The organism is Delftia sp. GW456-R20 (assembly GCF_001622915.1).
GTDB classification, from domain to species: domain Bacteria; phylum Pseudomonadota; class Gammaproteobacteria; order Burkholderiales; family Burkholderiaceae_C; genus Comamonas; species Comamonas acidovorans.
Genome location: NZ_LWCN01000005.1, coordinates 48,697 through 65,990 on the forward strand (window position 1 = coordinate 48,697; position 17,294 = coordinate 65,990).

Below are 17,294 nucleotides of genomic sequence, written 5' to 3' on the forward strand. Positions count from 1 at the left end.
GATGAAGGTGTTGAGGGAAACGCGCGCAAAAAATCAGGTTCAAGCGGGATTGCCGACGCAGCCTATGCCAGACAACTGGCCCGCCATGCGGGTAGGAACCCGCAAGCAGGGGCTGCCGGCTGTCACCCAGATGACTGTCGCCTTGCGCTAACATCCGCGCTTGCGGTGCAGGCCGCACCCGGACCTGCGGGAAGGGTTGAACCCACCTGTATGCGCCTCCCGGCGTTTTTCTCTTGCCACATGCCTTTGTGCGCCAAGCTGCAGGTCATTGGCCTTCGTGCACGGAGGTATCCCTGTGAAACGCATCCCCGCCCGGCCCGACATGGGCCATCTCAAGAAACAGGCCAAGCAACTGCTGGCCGCCTATCGCGCAGGCTCGGCCCAGGCCATGGAGCAATTGCGCTCCCACCTGCCAGCGGCCAAAGGCCTTGCCGATGAGGCACTGGCCGCCAAGGACCTGCGGCTGCACGACGCCCAGTCCGCCGTGGCGCGCGAGCACGGTTTCGCTTCATGGAGCGAGCTGTCAGGCTACGTCCAGGCATGCCAGCGCCTGGCGGCGGACCCCGAGAAATCCCGGCTGCACTGGCTGGCCCTGGTCTATGCCGGCGATGTGGCGGGCGGCACGCACCGCGCGCAGCCCGCGCTGGCCCGGCGCCTGCTGGACGAGCGGCCGGAACTGGCGGGCAGTGATGGCAGTGATCCCTGGGTGGCCTGCGCCACCGGCAATCTGGCCGTGCTGCGCGAGGCCGGGCGCAACGACCCCGGCTGGCTGCGCCGTGCAGGCGGGCCGTTGGCGCTGCCGCCGCTGATGGCCGTCACCCATTCCTGCCTGCTGCGCCTGCCCGAATTCACCGAGCACCTGCACGCATGCGCGCGCTGGCTGCTGGACGCAGGCGCCGACCCGCTGCAGACCATAGGCAACCGCTGGCCACCCGCCTCGCTGCAGTCCCCCTCCGATACCGAGCGGCTGTCGGCCCTCTATGGCGCAGCAGGCCAGAACCATGATGCGCAACTGACGCAGATGCTGCTGCAGGCCGGCGCCGACCCCAACGACGGCGAATCGCTCTACCACTCGCTGGAAGGCACGCCCGCCAGCCGCGAGTGCACGCGGCTGCTGCTGCAAGCCGGCGCACGCGTGGAAGGCAGCAATGCCCTGTTCCGCGTGCTGGACCTGGACGATGTGCAGGCCCTGCGCCTGCTGCTGGACCACGGCGCCGATCCGAACGAGGACAACGGCCAGGGCGAATGGGGCCGCCCGCTGCTGTGGGCCATCCGCCGGCGCCGCTCGCCCGCCCATGTGAAGGCGCTGCTGGATGCCGGCGCCGATCCGTCGGTCCGCACGCCGCAGGGCCTGAGTGCCGCTGCACTGGCGCGGCGCTTTGGCCTGGCCGACGTGGCCGCCCTGCTGGAACAGGCGGCGGGCAGCGAGCCCACCACGCCGCAGGAGCAACTCCTGGCCGCCTGCGCCGTGGGCGACGCAGCACAGGCCCGCCGTCTTGCCGCAGCCCACCCCGGGCTGCTCCAGGGCCTGGCACCCGAACAACTGCGCATGCTGCCCGAACTGGCGGCCCTGGGCTGCATGGACGCCGTGCGCTGCATGGTGGAACTGGGCTGGCCCATCGCCGCGCGCGGCGGCGACTGGGATGCCTCCGCACTGAACCAGGCCGTGTTCCGTGGCGATGCCGCCATGGCGCGCTTCCTGCTGGAGCACGGCGCACAGTGGACCGAACGCCACGCCTATGGCGACAACTGCGCAGGCACCCTGTGCTGGGCATCGCTGAACCAGCCCGAATCCACCGAGCCCGGCGGCGGCGACTGGCTGGGCTGCGCCCAGGCCCTCATCGACCACGGCATGCCCCTGGCCAGGCCCGACCCCGAGGCGCCCGGCTGCGTGCTCATCGACGGAAGCCGGCAGCGGTATCCGGAGGAGATCGCGGATCTGCTGCTGGGTGTGGCTGCCGGCTGAAGGCCCTCAGTCCCGGCTGGCCTGCCAGCGCCGCAGAACGAAACCCGCCCACAGCGCCGTGAACACGGCCGCGCCAAAGACCCAGCCCGACAGCGCGCCCGCCATGCTGCCCGACAGCAGCGTGCCGATGGTGCAGCCCAGCCCCGTCATGGCGCCCCAGCCCAGCAAGGCGCCACCGGCCAGGCCGCGAGCCGCATCGCGCCAGGTGGGGCGGCGCGGCGTCCACTGGCGGCTGGCCACGGCAGCGCCCCAGGCACCGGCCACCAGGCCCAGCAGCAGCACGGCATGGGGGGTAAGCAGGCTGTTGAGTACGGCCGTGGCACATCCGCCCAGGGTGTCCAGGCCGTGCAGGCGCTCGGGCACCCAGCCGCCCGCCTGGGCCCAGCCGCGCACGGTGCTGCCCAGCGTGGTGGTCACGCCCAGCGGCCGCATGCGCACGATGGCGGCGGCCGCGATCAGGCCCACGGCCAGGCCGCCCAGCGCGGCGTTCCAGCGGCCTTGCCACAGCGACAGCCACAGCTGGCGCAGGCCCGGTGGCTGCGCCGGTTCTGCCGCAGGCCGGGGCTGTGCGCGGCCCGAGCGCCCATGAATGCGCCAGACCCAGGCCGCCAGCAGGCCCAGCACGGCCAGTTGCAGCGCCAGCGCGCCGCCATAGCCCAGATGCGCCGGCAGCCAGATGACGGGCGCATCGGCAATGGCCAGGCTGTACAGCGGGTTCCAGCTGCGAAACCCCAGCACGAAGCCCAGGCCCGTGCCGACCAGGGCAAAGGGCGCCACGGGCGAGCCCTCGCCCAGCCGGTACCAGTGGGCGCTGATGCACGAGCCCGAGACCGACATGCCCGCGCCAAAGGCCAGGCCCGCAAGGACCAGCACCCAGCTCACGGGACCTATGTGCATGTCGGGCGGCAACTGGCCCGGCTGGGGCACGGCCACCCAGCTGCCCAGCACCACGGTCATGCCCGCCGATCCCACGGCCAGCGCCAGCAGGATGGAGAGCACGCCGCGCGGGTCGCCGAACTCGAACCAGTCGCGCGCATGGCAGTAAAAGCAAAAGCGCGAGCGCTGCAGCACCAGCCCCAGCAGCAGGCCCAGCGCCAGCGCAAAGACCAGGGTACGCCCGCCGCCTTGCAGCTGCAGCTGCGCCGCCACAGGCCAGGCTGCGGCCAGCACGGCGGCCAAGGGCAGCCATCTGGTCCAGTCCCTTGCCCTGTGCCTGCCATTCACGTTCTGCGTGTGCTCACCGGTCACGCTTGTCATTCCTGCCCCCTTTGTTGCCATCCACGCATAAAAAAAGGGGCCCGCAGCCTGCGGGCCCCAAAGGAGCCGAGCTTTTGCCAAAGCCACTCGTCACCACCCCTGATCCGTCAAACCAAGAGCACCGACACCCCTCGCCCGGCCCCCGCCTTCAAGACAGGTTGATCGACTGCAGGATCATTTCGCGGCCCAGACCGTGCCGGCTGGGTTGTTGATCGGCACACCCACGGAGTTGCCGTATTCGGTCCACGAGCCGTCGTAGTTGCGCACCTGATAGCCCAGGATCTTGGACAGCGCAAACCAGGTGTGGCTGGAGCGCTCGCCAATGCGGCAGTAGGTGATGACGGGCTTGCTGCCGTCGATGCCCACGCCCGCATAGAGCTTCTTGAGTTCTTCGGCGGACTTGAAGCTGCCGTCCTCGCGCACGGCCTGCCCCCAGGGCACGTTGACGGCGCCGGGGATGTGGCCTGCGCGGATGGCCAGCTCCGGCACGCCGGCCGGGGCGAAGACCTTGCCCTGGTATTCGTCGGCCGAGCGGATGTCGACGAGCTTGGCGTCGCTGCGCCCTTCGGCCGAGGCCAGCGCATCGGTCAGGCGCGCGCGCAGCGCGGTGTTGACCTTGCCCACGCGGTAGGTGGTGGCCGCATATTCGGGGGCGCGGTTGTTGAGGGGGCGGTTCTCGGCCTCCCACTTCTTGCGGCCGCCGTCCAGCAGCTTGACGTTCTGCACGCCATAGATGTCGAAGACCCAGGCCCCCCAGGCTGCGAACCAGTTGTTGGTATCGCCGTACAGCACGACCGTGTTGCCTTCCTTCACGCCGGCCTGGGACAGCAGCTTCTCGAACTGCTCCTTGCCCACGATGTCGCGGCGCACCTTGTCATTGAGGTCGTTGTGCCAAGAGAAGTTGACGGCGCCCGGCACATGGGAGCGTTCGTACAGGCCGGGGTTGACGCTGACCTCGACGATGCGCACATCGGCGCGGTTGAGGTTGGCCGCCAGCCATTCGGTGCTGACCAGCGGGCCTTCGGGCACAGGCGCATTGGCATGGGCCGCACCACCGACCAGGGCCACGCCCCACAGCAGGGTGCACGCCCCCTGGCGCAGCGCGGCGGGAAGGGAGGAGAAAGCGGTCAGCGTTGCCATTGCGGTCCTTTGTTCACAGTTGCGTTGATCGGGTTGATTCCTCTGCAATGCAATGTAGGCAGGGCCCGGCCGGTTCCCAACTGCGCAATCCGCAGATGGATATGCACCGCCCGAACATGGACAGCGGTACCCCTTGTTCTCTGCTACCCTCGGTCGCCTATGTCAGCGCCCCTGTCTCCCGCCGCCGCGCAAGCGCAGCCGGCCATGTCCCCCGTCCTGGTCGTCGTCCTGCTCGGCCTGCTGCTGGGACTGCAGCCGCTGGCCACCGACCTGTACCTGCCGGCCCTGCCGTCGATACAGGCGGCCTTCTCCACTCAGGTGTCCCAGGTGCAGCTCACGCTGACGGCGTTCCTGCTGGCCTTCGGCTGCTCGCAACTGGCCTGGGGGCCGCTGTCCGACCGCTTCGGGCGCCGGCCCATCCTGCTGGCGGGCATGTCCATCTACGTGCTGGCCGCGCTGGGCAGCGCCAGTGCCGAGACCATGGAGTCGCTGATCGCCTGGCGCGCGCTGCAGGGGGCATCGCTGGGCGCGGGCGTGATGTGCGCACGCGCCATGGTGCGCGACCTGTTCGCGCCGCACCTGGGCGCCCAGGTCATGTCCAAGGCGCTGACCGGGCTGGGCGTGATCGCCTTCCTGAGCCCCGTCAGCGGCAGCCTGCTGGTGGATTCGCTGGGCTGGCGCTCGACCATGCTGGCCCAGGCCGTGATGGGTGCGCTGGCCCTGCTGCTGGTGGCCCTGCGCTTCACGGAGACACTGGCCCGCACCAATCCCACGGCGCTGCAGCCGCTGGCCCTGGCGCGCAACTGGATCACTATCGTGCGCCACCCGGGATTCCAGTCCTACCAGTTGCTGACCTGCTGCACCTATGCGGCCCTGTTCACCAATCTGGCCGCATCTTCCTTCACCTATATCCATGTGCTGGGCGTGAGCCGCACGGGCTACGGCCTGCTGATGGGCAGCAATGCGCTGTGCTACATCGCGGGCACCTTCCTGTGCCGCTGGCTGCTGCAGCGCATGGATGTGCGGCGCGCCGTGCAGATTGCCGGGCTGGCCAGCCTGCTGTCGGCCACGGCCATCGGCATTGCGGCGCTGGCCGATGCGCGCAGCCTCTGGGCCTATGCCCTGCCCTTCTATATCTTCCAGATCGCCCATGGCGTGCACATGCCCTGCGGCCAGAGCAATGCCATCGCGCCCTTCCCGCAGTCGGCAGGCACGGCCTCGGCGCTGAACGGCTTCACCATGATGCTCATCGCCTTTGCCATGGGACACTGGCTGGGCCTGCACCTGGACGGCCAGTCCACCCGGCCCATGGCCTTCGGCATCTGGTTCTGGGGCGTGTGCACGGCCCTGGTCGCCTGGGGGCTGGTGCGCCGCCATGGCCGGGCCGATGGCCACCGCTGATTCCACTTTCCTGCGTTCCCGTTTCTCGAATGTCCACCGCTTCCCCGCTCCCCTGCCTGGCCATCGCCGGCCCCACCGCTTCCGGCAAGACCGCTGCCGCCCTGGCCCTGGCCAGGCTGCTGGCCGAACGCGGCCAGGCCGCAGAAATCATCAGCGTGGACTCGGCCCTGGTCTATCGCGGCATGGACATCGGCACGGCCAAGCCCACGCCCGAAGAACTGGCTGCCTGCCCCCATCACCTGATCGATATCCGCGACCCGCTGCAGTCCTACAGCGCGGCCGAATTCGTGCAGGACACGCAGCGCCTGGTGGCCGAGATCCGCGCGCGCGGCGCCCTGCCGCTGCTGGTGGGCGGCACCATGCTGTATTTCAAGGCCCTGCAGGATGGCATTGACGACATGCCGGCCGCCGACCCCGCCGTGCGCGAGCGGCTGGACGCCCAGGCCGCACAGATCGGCTGGCCCGCCATGCATGCGCTGCTGGCCCAGGTCGATCCCGCCACGGCCGCACGCCTGGCGCCGGCCGACAGCCAGCGCATACAGCGCGCGCTGGAGGTCTGGCATGTGTCGGGCAAGCCGCTGTCCAGCTTTCATACGCGCAGTGGCAAGAGTGCCGAACAGGGCCTGATCAGCCCCGGCGGCTTCTTCTCGCTGGAGCCGCAGGACCGCGCCTGGCTGCATGCGCGCATCGCCCAGCGCTTCGACGCCATGCTGGATGCTGGCTTCATCGACGAGGTGCAGCAACTGCGCGCGCGCGGCGACCTGCACCTGGACCTGCCCTCCATCCGCTGCGTGGGCTACCGCCAGGCCTGGGAATCGCTGGACGGCCTGTACTCCATGAACTCGCTGCGCGAACGCGGCATTGCCGCCACGCGCCAGCTGGCCAAGCGCCAGATCACCTGGCTGCGCAGCATGCCCGCCCGCCATGCCATCGCCTGCGATGCGCCCGATGCCCAGCAGCAACTGCTGCAGGCAGCGATGGCCGTGGTGGCTGCAGCAAACCAGGCCCGCAACGGCTGAACAGGAAACCGCCTTCATGACTGCCGCGCCCCAGGACAACACGCTGCTGACTCAGCCGCCGCTGCTTCAGGTCCAGGGCCTGGCGCGGCGCTACCGCAACGACGGCGGCACGGAAACCGCCGTCTTCGAGAACGTGGACTGCAGCGTGGCGCGCGGCGAGTTCGTGGCCATCGTGGGTGACTCGGGCGTGGGCAAGTCCACCTTTCTCAACTGCCTGGCCGGGCTCGATGAGTGGCAGCAGGGCCGCGTGCTGCACGAAGGCCAGGACCTGTCGGCCCTGGATGAAACCGGCCGCGCGCTGTGGCGGCGCAGCCATGTGGGCTTCGTGTTCCAGGCCTTCCATGTGCTGCCCCATCTGGATGTCTGGCACAACGTGGCCCTGCCGCTGATGCTGCTGCAGCGGCTGGATGCGGCGGGCCGCCAGCGCGTGCAGCAACTGCTGCAGGCCGTCGGGCTGCAGGGGCTGGAGCAGCGCCTGCCCTGGCAGCTCAGCGGCGGCCAGCTGCAGCGCGTGGCCATTGCACGTGCCCTGGTCCACGGCCCGGCCCTGCTGCTGGCCGACGAGCCCACCGGCAACCTGGACCCCGGCACGGCCGCACAGGTCATGGAACTTCTGCTGCAGCAGACCCGGGAACACCAGGCCGCCCTGGTGCTGGTCACGCACTCCATCGAGGCCGCGCGCCGTGCCGACCGCGTGCTGCGCCTGACCGCACAGGGCATGCAGCCCGCCTAGCGCCAGAGACCATCCGCCCATGCTCGCCCTGCTTCGCACCTTTTCCTGGCAGGAGCTGCGCCAGCATCCCTGGCGCACGGCCACCGCCCTGGTGGCCATCATGCTGGGCGTGGCGCTGGGCTTTGCCGTGCATGTGATCAACCAGTCCGCGCTCGATGAGTTCTCGCGCGCCGTGCGCACGGTCAGCGGCCAGCCGGACCTGGAGCTGCGTGCCATGCAGGGCGGCCTGCCCGAATCGCTGTATGGCCGCGTTGCGCAGCAGCCCCAGGTCAGCCTGGCCGCACCCTGGATCGAAGCCACGGCCCTGGCAGGCACCGCCACGCCGGTGCAGTTGCGCGTGCTGGGCGGCGATGCGCTGCGGCTGGCGCCCGTGGCGCCTGCGCTCATGCCCCGGCTGTTCGATGGCGGCGGGCGGCTGGACCTGTTCGCGCCCGATGCGGTCTTCCTCAATGCAACGGCACTCGAAGCCCTGGGCCTGACGCCGGAGCAGGCGCGGCACACGCCCCTGTCATGGCAACTGGGCGGGCGCGCGCAGACCCTGCGCATCGCGGGCACGGTGGCCGCATCCGGCCCGCCGCTGGCCATGATGGACATCGGCGCACTGCAGGACAGCCTGCAGCGCTGGGGCCAGGTGGACCGCATCGATGTGCTGCTGGCCGAAGGCGCCACGCGCGAGTCCCTGCTGGCCGAGCTGCGCCGCCTGCCCGACTGGCCCGCCCAGGCCCTGGCCAGCCGCCCCGGCGACGACCAGCAGCGCATAGCCGAGATGTCGCGCGCCTACCGCGTCAACCTGACGGTGCTGGCCCTGGTGGCGCTGTTCACGGGGGCGTTCCTGGTGTTCTCGGTGCTGGCGCTCAGCGTGGCCCAGCGCGCGCCGCAGTTCGCCCTGCTGGCCGTGCTGGGATTGACGCCGCGCCAGCGCCTGGGCCTGGTGCTGCTGGAATCGCTGCTGCTGGGCATGGTGGGCAGCGCGGCCGGCATTGCGCTGGGCGCGGGCCTGGCCTGGCTGGCCCTGCACCTGCTGGGCGGTGACCTGGGCGGCGGCTACTTTGCCGGCGTGCAGCCCGCGCTGCAGTGGAGCGCCGGCGCCGCGCTGACCTTTGGCCTGCTGGGCGTGGCCGCCACCGTGGCTGGCGGCTGGTGGCCGGCGCGCCAGGCCATGGAGTTGCCGCCCGCCGCCACGCTCAAGGGCCAGGGCGCCGGCTCTGAGCGCGCAGCGCGTGGCCTGCCGGCCCTGCTGCTGATGGCAGCCAGCGTGGCGCTGGCCTTTGTGCCGCCCGTGGCCGGCATTCCCCTCGCAGCCTATGCCGCCGTGGCCCTGCTGCTGCTGGGCGGCATGGCCGCTCTGCCCTGGTTGCTGGGCCAGCTGTTGCGCCTGGTGCCGCAATCGATGCTGCGCCAGCCGCTGGCCCTGCTGCCCGTGGAGCGCGCACGGCGCATGCGCCGCAGCACCACCGTGGCCGTGGGCGGCGTGGTGGCCAGCCTGAGCCTGGCCGTGGCGCTGACCGTGATGGTGGCCAGCTTCAGGGACAGCATGATCGCCTGGCTGGACGCCGTGCTGCCCGCCCCGCTGTACCTGCGCACCGCCGGCAGCGCAGGCCGTGCCGATGCCGCACCCCTGCCCGCCGATCTGGCCGCGCGCATTGCCGCCCTGCCTGGCGTGCAGCGCGCCCAGCCCATGCGCAGCACCAGCCTGTGGCTCAGCCCGGATCGCCCTGCCGTCAGCCTGCTGCTGCGTCCGCTGCATGGCCCCCAGGGCCAGCAGTTGCCGTGGATACAAGGCCCCGTGCAAGCGCCCGCTGGCAGCACGCCCGTCTATGTCAGTGAAGCCGTGGCCCAACTCTATGGCGTGCGGCCGGGCCAGGAGTGGCCGCTGCTGGCCCAGGCCCTGCCGTCGGAAGATTCCCGCGTGTTTGTGGCCGGCATCTGGCGCGACTATGTGCGCCAGTTCGGCGCCATCGCCATGGACTGGGACGACTACCAACGGCTTGCCGACGGCAGCGCCACCACGGCAGGCCCCACTGAAATCGCCATCTGGCCGGACGGCGACGACACAGCCACGGCGCAGCAGCTTCAGGCGCGCATCCAGTCCCTGCTGACCGGGCCGGGCGCCGCGCAGGCACTGGAGTTCGCCAGCAGCGGCGCGCTGCGCGAGCGCTCCATGCGCATCTTCGACCGCAGCTTTGCCGTGACCTACTGGCTACAGGCCGTGGCCATCGGCATCGGCCTGTTCGGCATCGCGGCCAGCTTCAGCGCCCAGGTGCTGGCACGGCGCAAGGAATTCGGCCTGCTCGCCCACCTGGGGCTGACGCGGCGCGACATCCTGGCCGTGGTGGCTGGCGAGGGCATGGCCTGGACCACGGCGGGCGCCATCGCCGGCAGCCTGCTGGGCCTGGGCGTGGCCGTGATCCTGGTGCACGTGGTGAATCCGCAAAGCTTTCACTGGACCATGGAGCTGTCCCTGCCGTGGTCCCGCCTTTTGGCGCTGGCTGCCAGCGTGATCGCAGCAGGCACGCTGACGGCCTGGCTGGCCGGGCGTGCGGCTGCAGGGCGCGAGGCAGTGCTGGCGGTCAAGGAGGATTGGTAAACCCCATCCCTCCGCACAAACCGATAGCTTGCTAAAAATGAAAACGCATAATCAATTGTTAATTTTTCTTACAAGAGAATCATTTTCTATCTGATCATTTGCCCGACTTCGGCAGTGCTGCGCCCTATCCACGGGGGTGCCTGCCTCTACAAAAATCAGACAGGCGCATTGCCGTCTGTACGCGGGAGATCGGACTCATGGCAGGTTTCGGAAAACGTTGGGCTGCGTCGCTGGCCCTGGGCGCGGCAATGTGCGGCTCGGCCTGGGGGCAGATTGTTTTTCCTCCAGGCTCCGGCATCGATCTGGCTGGCGGTTCGTTCAATTCGTTTTGCGTCCCCGTTTCGATGGGCGGGGAACTGGCCCTGGGCACGGGCACCTTCGATTCGGGGTCCTTTGCCTTTGACGCGGGCTCCACGGTGACCGGCACGGGCGGCCAGCTCAACATCGGCGGCGACCTGACGAGCGCGGCGGCACTGAATCTCGGCACCAGCAGCGTTGTGCTTTCAGACACCTGTGCACCCGGAACGACCCTGACACTCAGCGGCAATATCGTCGTGAAGGATCTGACACTGATCAGCACCGGCCCGACACCCCCGACCATCGTTCTTCCCGCAGGTACCAACCTCACCGTGCTGGGCACGCTCACGCTGGGCTCTCCCGGCAAGCCGGTGGTGCTGGCCTCGTCCGGTCCCGGCACTGCCGTGGTCACGCTGGGCCCCTTGGCCACAGTGTCCAACCCCAGCGGAAGCGGGATCCCTGGCAACGTGCAGATTGGCGCACCGGTGGTGGTGGCTCCAGCTAGCATCCCCACGCTCAGCACCTACGGGCTGATGCTGATGAGCCTGCTGCTCGGCGGCATGGCCCTGCACCGCCAGCGCCGCAACACACGGATCTGAGGAGCGGACATGCACCAGAACCGTCGCCCTGTCCCGGCCCTGCTGCTTGCGATGTTTGCGGGCGCAGGCCTGCACACCTCCGCAGCACTCGCGGCCGATGTCTCCATCACCCTGCCAGCCAATGGCGATTTCGTGATCAAGAACTCCGTGGGTGCCGAGCGCCTGCGCGTGCAGCGTACCGGCGAGGTACTGGTGCCGGCCTTGCCGGCCGATACGGCCACCAGCAACCAGTTGCTGTGTTTTGATGGCGTCTCGGGCCAGCTCACGCATTGCGCGGCGGGCGTGGGTGGAGGTGCCACGGGAGCGACAGGCGCCACGGGGGCCACAGGTTCGACAGGTGCCATCGGCCCTGCAGGCGCCACGGGCGCAGCCGGCCCGACCGGACCCACAGGTGCCACCGGTGTCACCGGAGCAACAGGACCCACGGGCGCGGGCATCACGGGAGCGGCCGGCCCCACGGGTCCGCAGGGCATTCAGGGCACGATGGGACCGACCGGCGCCACGGGGACCGGGGAGATCGGGCCCATGGGCCCACAAGGCATCCAGGGCATACAGGGTGTCACGGGCGCCACGGGCGATGCAGGGCCCACTGGACCCACCGGCCCCGCAGGCGGGGGGGGCGTCACCCTCAGGGACAACAGCGGCGCCATATTGGGAACGTTGATCGACATGAACACGGCCAACTACAGCACCGTCGGCGTGCTTACCTCGACCCGTCATTTCTTAAGAATGCGCTTCGACGGCCGTATCCAGAACGACAACAACCTGTTCTTTCTCACGCCCGACTGCACGGGCACGCCCTACATGGCGTCAGGAGGGTCGGTGGAGGGCATCCCTCGCTTTGCCAAGACGCTGGTCTATGCCAAGGTCAACAACAAGACCTATAGCTTGAGCGGTGCCAATGCCAACGGCGTGGTGCTGTCGCAAAGCCAGACCAGCCTGGGCATTGACGTGACATCCACCGAGGACATTCTTTCGGGCGACTGCACAGTAAGTACTTCCAACCAGGCAGTATTCCCTCTCGTCGAGACGCTTCTCAGCAACGCGGGTCTGCCGGCAAGCATCACTGCGCCGCTGCAGTTTTCGGCGCCCTGAATCGGTATGCATCCAAGCATCACAGGAACCCTGGATCGTCGCACCTGCTGCATCCACTCCCGTCGCATCCGGACCCTGTGCCCCAGTGCAGGCATGTTCAGCACAGCAGCGCAGGCCGCCGACGTGGGCACTGCCGTGACGTGCCAATAGGCTCGCGCAAAGCCACACCATGCCTGGTTCCACGCCGCGCAAACGCCCAGGCTCTGCTGCCCGCATCTGCCTGAACATGATCGTCAAGAACGAGGCCCCGGTGATCGCGCGTTGCCTGGCCTCGGTCAAGCCGTGGGTGGACCATTGGGTGATCGTGGACACGGGCTCCAGCGATGGCACGCAGGCCCTGGTGCGTGATTGCATGGCCGGCGTGCCCGGCATCCTGCATGAGCGGCCCTGGGTGGACTTCGCCCACAACCGCAACGAGGCGCTGGAGCTGGCGCGGCCGCACGGCGACTACCTGCTGTTCATCGATGCCGACGAGCAGCTGCGCGTGCCCGAAGGCTTTGCATGGCCGGCGCTGGAGGCGGACGGCTGCATGCTGTCCTGCCACATGGCGGGCACCGAATACCAGCGCAATGCGCTGATCGCCACGCGCGTGGACTGGCGCTGGGAGGGCGTGCTGCACGAGTACCTGACCGCGCCTGCGCACCAGCCCTGGCAGATGCTGGCCGGGCCGTTCATCGATGTCTCGCACGATGGTGCGCGGGCCCGGGACCCGCAGACCTACCTGCGCGACATCGCCGTGCTCGAGAAGGCCGTGCGCGAGCAGCCCGACAACACGCGCAACGTGTTCTATCTGGCGCAAAGCCACCGCGATGCGGGCCAGATCGAGTCCAGCCTGCATTGGTACCGGCAGCGCGCCGCCATGGGCGGCTGGGCCGAGGAGCAGTGGTTTGCGCTGTTGCAGATCGGCGTGCTGCTGGAGCGCTCGGGGGCCGAGCCGGCCGCCGTGCGCGAGGCCTATCTCACCGCCTATGCCGCGCGACCGCAGCGGGCCGAGCCCCTGTGCGAGCTGGCGCGCTACCACCGCGAGCGGTCCGAGTTCGCCCTGGCCTGCCTCTATGCGCGCCAGGCCGCCGCGCTGCCGCGCCCGGCCGAGGACATCCTGTTCATCGATGCCCAGGTCTATGCCTGGCGCGCACTGGACGAGCTGGCCGTCAGCGCCTTCTACACCCCGCTGCGCGACCTGGGCCGCGCCGCGCTGCAGCAGTTGCTGGCCGAACGCCGCTACCCCGCCAGCGAGCAGACACGCATCGAGGCCAACCGCCCGTTCTACGGCCTGTAGCCGCGTGGGCGGGGCAGCCTGCGACAATGGCCGCCATGCCGCACACCACCTCTTCCTGGCTGCATGAGGCCATCAACCGCATCGAGGCCGATTACCAGCGCAGTGCCGACACGCACCTGATCCCGCTGCCCCTGCCCGGCTTTGCCGGCCTGGGGATCGATCTCTACCTCAAGGACGAATCCACCCACCCCACGGGCAGCCTCAAGCACCGGCTGGCGCGCTCGCTGTTTCTCTATGCGCTGTGCAATGGCTGGGTGCATGAGGGCTCGACCATCGTCGAGGCATCGAGCGGCTCCACGGCCGTGAGCGAGGCGTATTTCGCGCGCCTGCTGGGCCTGCCCTTCGTGGCCGTGATGCCGCGCAGCACCTCGGCCGAGAAGATTGCGCTGATCGAGTTCTACGGCGGCCGCTGCCATCTGGTGGACAGCGCAGGCCAGGTCTACGACGAGGCACGCGCCGTGGCCGCGCAGACCGGCGGCCACTACATGGACCAGTTCACCTATGCCGAGCGCGCCACCGACTGGCGTGGCAACAACAATATTGCGGAGAGCATGTTCACCCAGATGCGGCGCGAGCGCCATGCCGTGCCGCGCTGGATCGTGGTGGGCGCGGGCACGGGCGGCACCAGTGCCACCATTGGCCGCTACGTGCGTTTCCAGCGCCATGCCACGGGCATCTGCGTGGCCGACCCAGAGGGCTCGGTGTTCGCCGCCTACCACCGCACGGGCGATGCCACCCTCACCGCGCCGGGCTCGCGCATCGAGGGCATAGGCCGCCCGCGCGTGGAGCCCAGCTTTGTGCGCACCCTGGTGGACCGCATGGAGGAGGTGGCGGACTCCGATTCCCTGGCCGCCATGCGCAGCCTGTCCGCACTGCTGGGCCGGCGCGTGGGGCCGTCCACGGGCACCAACTACGTGGCCATGCTCAGGCTGGCCAGCGAGATGCGCCAGCGCGGCGAGCAGGGCTCCATCCTCTCGCTGCTGTGCGATGCGGGCGAGCGCTACCTGCCCACCTACCATGATGCGGACTGGGTGATGCAGCGCATCGGCGACTGCGGGCCGGCCCAGGCGCGCATCGCGCAGTTGCAAAGCTGACCGATGATGCCCCTGCCCCGCCGCCATCTGCTGGGCCTGGCTGCAGGCCTGGGCCTGGGGGCGGCAGGACTGCCCGCCCAGGCACTGCCGCCACGCACGCTGGTCTTCCCGCGCGACCACGGCAGCCACCCCGGGCTGCGCACCGAGTGGTGGTACATCACCGGCCAGGCACGCGCGGCGGGCCGGCCCTGGGGTTTCCAGATCACCTTCTTCCGGTCACGCGTGCAGGCCACGCAGGAGCTGCGCTCCGCATTTGCGGCGCGCCAGCTGCTGTTTGCCCATGCGGCGCTGTGCGATGTGCAGGGCGCCCGCCTGCACCACGACCAGCGCATCGCGCGCGCAGGCTTTGGCATTGCCCAGGCCAGCGAGACCGATGCCGACGTGCGGCTGCAGGACTGGTCGCTGCAGCGCACCGATGAAGGCCCTGCCGAACGCTACACCACCCGCATACGCAGCACCGCATTCGCACTGGACCTGCGCTTCGAGACCCGCGAGCACCCGCTGCTGCAGGGCCGCGCCGGCCTGTCGCGCAAGGGTCCCGAACCCGATCAGGCCAGCTACTACTACAGCCGCCCGCAGCTGCAGGTGAGCGGCACGCTGGAGCTGGCAGGCCAGCGCATGGCGATAGAAGCCGCACGCGAACCCGGTGACAACCGCGCCTGGCTGGACCATGAATGGAGCCAGGCCCTGATGCACCCCGAGGCCGTGGGCTGGGACTGGATAGGCATGAACCTGTTCGACGGCGGTGCGCTCACGGCCTTCCGAGTGCGCCGCAGCGATGGCAGCGCGCTGTGGGCCGGAGGCTCGCTGCGCGGCGCCGATGGCAAGGTACAGATCTTCGCCCACGATGCCGTGCAGTTCACACCGCTGCGCCACTGGAGCAGCCCCGCCAGCGGCGCGCGCTACCCCGTGCAATGGCAGGTGGACACGCCCGCTGGCCGCTTCACCGTGAACGCCCTGGTCGATGACCAGGAGCTGGACAGCAGCGCCTCCACCGGCGCCATCTACTGGGAGGGCCTGTGCAGCCTCCAAAAGCCCACCGGCCCGGGCCAGGAGGCGCGAGCCGGTCAGGGATACCTGGAGATGACGGGCTACGCGCGGCCGCTGCAGCTATGAAAACCTCTTCAAGCTCCAGTGGCTGAATGGGAATCTTGCCAATTTTTGCCAAGCGACCCACACTGACGCCATGAGCACCATGAACATTTCCCTGCCTGACGCCCTCAAGTCCTTTGTGGATGAGCAGGTCAGCCAGCGCGGCTACGGCACAAGCAGCGAGTATGTCCGCGAGCTGATCCGCAAGGATCAGGAGCGCCTGCAACTGCGCAACCTGCTGTTGGCTGGAGCGGGTTCGGCGCCGGCTGCTGCGGTGGATGCGGGCTATTTCGATGGACTGCGTGAGCGGGCGAAGGCCAGGAGGTGAAGGCCAAGGCCATCGTCCCCCGCGAGCAGGCCAACCGGGACGTCGAAGAGATACTTGCCTGGTACCTGGACGAGGAGGCAGCAAACGCAGCCCTGGGCTTCATCGACGCGCTGGAGAAGGCCTACGCACACATAGGCCGCCACCCCGCCACAGGCTCGCTGCGCTATGCCCATGAACTCCATCTGCCCGGTCTGCGCGCCTGGCCGCTGACGCGCTACCCGTACATGGTGTTCTATGTGGAGCACGCCCATCACGTCGATGTATGGCGTGTGCTGCACGCCCAGCGGGACCTGCCGGCATGGATGCAGGAACCCGACAACGGATAAGGGCAGGCCGCCAGGATCAGATGCGGTCCTGGTGGCCTGCCCTTCCCGCCGCTCGGTGCGGTCTTCAGGATCTCAAGGAGTACGCTTTTTCTGCAGCCAGGCGATCAGCTCGCCCATGATGCCCTTGCGGAACAGCAGCACGCAGACCACGAAGATCAGGCCGGTGACGATGGTCACCGACTCGCCCAGCGTGGAGAACCACTCCACGCCCGTGAGGCGCTGCAGGAAGCTGCCGAACTCGCCGATCTTGTTCTCCAGCATGACCACCACGGCCGAGCCCAGGATGGGGCCGGACAGCGTGCCCAGGCCGCCCATCAGCGTCATCAGGATCACGTGGCCGGAGGTGGTCCAGTGCACATCCGACAGCGTGGCAAAGCCCAGCACCACGGTCTTGAGCGAACCGGCCAGGCCCGTGAGCGCGGCCGAGATCACGAAGGCCAGCAGCTTGAAGCGCGCCACGTCATAGCCCAGCGAGGTCGCGCGCGGCTCGTTCTCCTTGATGGCCTTGAGCACCTGGCCGAAGGGTGAGTGGATGGTGCGCACGATCAGCAGGAAGGCCAGGACCACGATGACCAGCGTGACGTAGTACATGGTCAGGTCGCTGGTCAGGTCGATGAGGCCGAACAGCTTGCCGCGCGGTACGCCCTGCAGTCCGTCCTCGCCGCCCGTGAAGGGCGCCTGCAGGCACACGAAGAACAGCATCTGGGCCAGCGCCAGCGTGATCATCGAGAAATAAATGCCCTGGCGGCGGATGGCCAGCCAGCCGAAGATCAGCCCCAGCAGCGCGCCCCCGGCCGTGCCGGCCAGCATGGCCAGCTCGGGCGTGAAGCCCCAGCCCTTGATGGCGTAGCCCGTCACATAGGCCGCACCACCCAGGAAGGCCGCGTGGCCGAAGGACAGCAGGCCCGTGTAGCCCAGCAGCAGGTTGAAGGCCGAGGCGAACAGTGCGAAGCACATGAGCTTCATCACGAACACCGGGTAGGCACCCAGCATGGGCGCCGCCAGCAGGCCCAGCAGCAGCAGGCCATAGCCCCAGGGGGCGATGCGTTGAACGAGAGTCTTGGATTTCATGTGGTCGGCC

Annotated in this window: 15 protein-coding genes; 12 read left to right on the plus strand and 3 right to left on the minus strand. The window is 69.2% G+C overall.

The features are described 5' to 3' along the window. Positions 1-295 precede the first annotated feature (295 nt). Complete coding sequence (locus A4F85_RS24195; protein ID WP_063328091.1) at positions 296-1,966, plus strand: ankyrin repeat domain-containing protein; 1,671 nt, start codon at positions 296-298, stop codon at positions 1,964-1,966. Between the two features lie 6 nt (positions 1,967-1,972). Here the strand turns inward: A4F85_RS24195 and A4F85_RS24200 are convergent, their stop codons facing one another. Beyond that, a complete protein-coding gene (locus tag A4F85_RS24200) occupies positions 1,973-3,223 on the minus strand; it encodes a YeeE/YedE family protein (RefSeq protein ID WP_043819208.1) in 1,251 nt (416 codons plus the stop codon). A 174-nt stretch (positions 3,224-3,397) separates the two neighbouring features. Then, on the minus strand, positions 3,398-4,363 hold the full coding sequence (locus A4F85_RS24205; protein WP_034396528.1) for a sulfurtransferase: 966 nt from the start codon (positions 4,361-4,363) through the stop codon (positions 3,398-3,400). A 204-nt stretch (positions 4,364-4,567) separates the two neighbouring features. On the opposite strand from A4F85_RS24205, the gene A4F85_RS24210 reads away from it, so the two are divergent. From A4F85_RS24210 to A4F85_RS24260, 11 genes are all read left to right on the plus strand, one after another. Then, a complete protein-coding gene (locus tag A4F85_RS24210; protein WP_043819297.1) occupies positions 4,568-5,764 on the plus strand; it encodes a multidrug effflux MFS transporter in 1,197 nt (398 codons plus the stop codon). A 29-nt stretch (positions 5,765-5,793) separates the two neighbouring features. Continuing rightward, complete coding sequence (gene miaA / locus A4F85_RS24215; protein WP_063328092.1) at positions 5,794-6,783, plus strand: tRNA (adenosine(37)-N6)-dimethylallyltransferase MiaA; 990 nt, start codon at positions 5,794-5,796, stop codon at positions 6,781-6,783. A gap of 16 nt (positions 6,784-6,799) precedes the next feature. Continuing rightward, complete coding sequence (locus tag A4F85_RS24220) at positions 6,800-7,516, plus strand: ABC transporter ATP-binding protein (protein WP_047326644.1); 717 nt, start codon at positions 6,800-6,802, stop codon at positions 7,514-7,516. 19 nt (positions 7,517-7,535) lie between these two features. Beyond that, positions 7,536-10,103 carry an FtsX-like permease family protein gene (locus A4F85_RS24225; protein WP_063328093.1) on the plus strand — a complete coding sequence of 856 codons (2,568 nt, stop codon included), beginning with the start codon at positions 7,536-7,538 and terminating at the stop codon, positions 10,101-10,103. A 197-nt stretch (positions 10,104-10,300) separates the two neighbouring features. Continuing rightward, positions 10,301-10,999, plus strand: a complete 699-nt coding sequence (locus A4F85_RS24230; protein ID WP_063328094.1) for an IPTL-CTERM sorting domain-containing protein — start codon at positions 10,301-10,303, stop codon at positions 10,997-10,999. A 9-nt stretch (positions 11,000-11,008) separates the two neighbouring features. After that, the gene (locus A4F85_RS31285) at positions 11,009-12,094 is read left to right on the plus strand and encodes a collagen-like protein (RefSeq protein WP_197485527.1); all 1,086 of its coding nucleotides are present in this window, start codon (positions 11,009-11,011) and stop codon (positions 12,092-12,094) included. A 169-nt stretch (positions 12,095-12,263) separates the two neighbouring features. Further along, positions 12,264-13,373 (plus strand): glycosyltransferase, encoded by a 1,110-nt coding sequence (locus tag A4F85_RS24240; protein ID WP_063328095.1) that lies wholly within the window; start codon positions 12,264-12,266, stop codon positions 13,371-13,373. A 26-nt stretch (positions 13,374-13,399) separates the two neighbouring features. Then, positions 13,400-14,467 carry a PLP-dependent cysteine synthase family protein gene (locus A4F85_RS24245; RefSeq protein ID WP_063328096.1) on the plus strand — a complete coding sequence of 356 codons (1,068 nt, stop codon included), beginning with the start codon at positions 13,400-13,402 and terminating at the stop codon, positions 14,465-14,467. A gap of 3 nt (positions 14,468-14,470) precedes the next feature. After that, complete coding sequence (locus A4F85_RS24250) at positions 14,471-15,583, plus strand: lipocalin-like domain-containing protein (protein WP_063328097.1); 1,113 nt, start codon at positions 14,471-14,473, stop codon at positions 15,581-15,583. A 70-nt stretch (positions 15,584-15,653) separates the two neighbouring features. After that, positions 15,654-15,887 (plus strand): type II toxin-antitoxin system ParD family antitoxin, encoded by a 234-nt coding sequence (locus A4F85_RS24255; protein ID WP_063328098.1) that lies wholly within the window; start codon positions 15,654-15,656, stop codon positions 15,885-15,887. After that, positions 15,884-16,213, plus strand: a complete 330-nt coding sequence (locus tag A4F85_RS24260; RefSeq protein WP_063328099.1) for a type II toxin-antitoxin system RelE/ParE family toxin — start codon at positions 15,884-15,886, stop codon at positions 16,211-16,213. Before A4F85_RS24255 ends, A4F85_RS24260 begins: the two co-directional genes overlap by 4 nt. Positions 16,214-16,285: 72 nt before the next feature. Here A4F85_RS24260 and A4F85_RS24265 read toward each other — a convergent pair whose 3' ends face one another. After that, entirely contained in the window at positions 16,286-17,284 is a 999-nt protein-coding gene (locus A4F85_RS24265; protein WP_012206959.1) for a branched-chain amino acid ABC transporter permease, read from the minus strand. Positions 17,285-17,294: the final 10 nt, after the last annotated feature.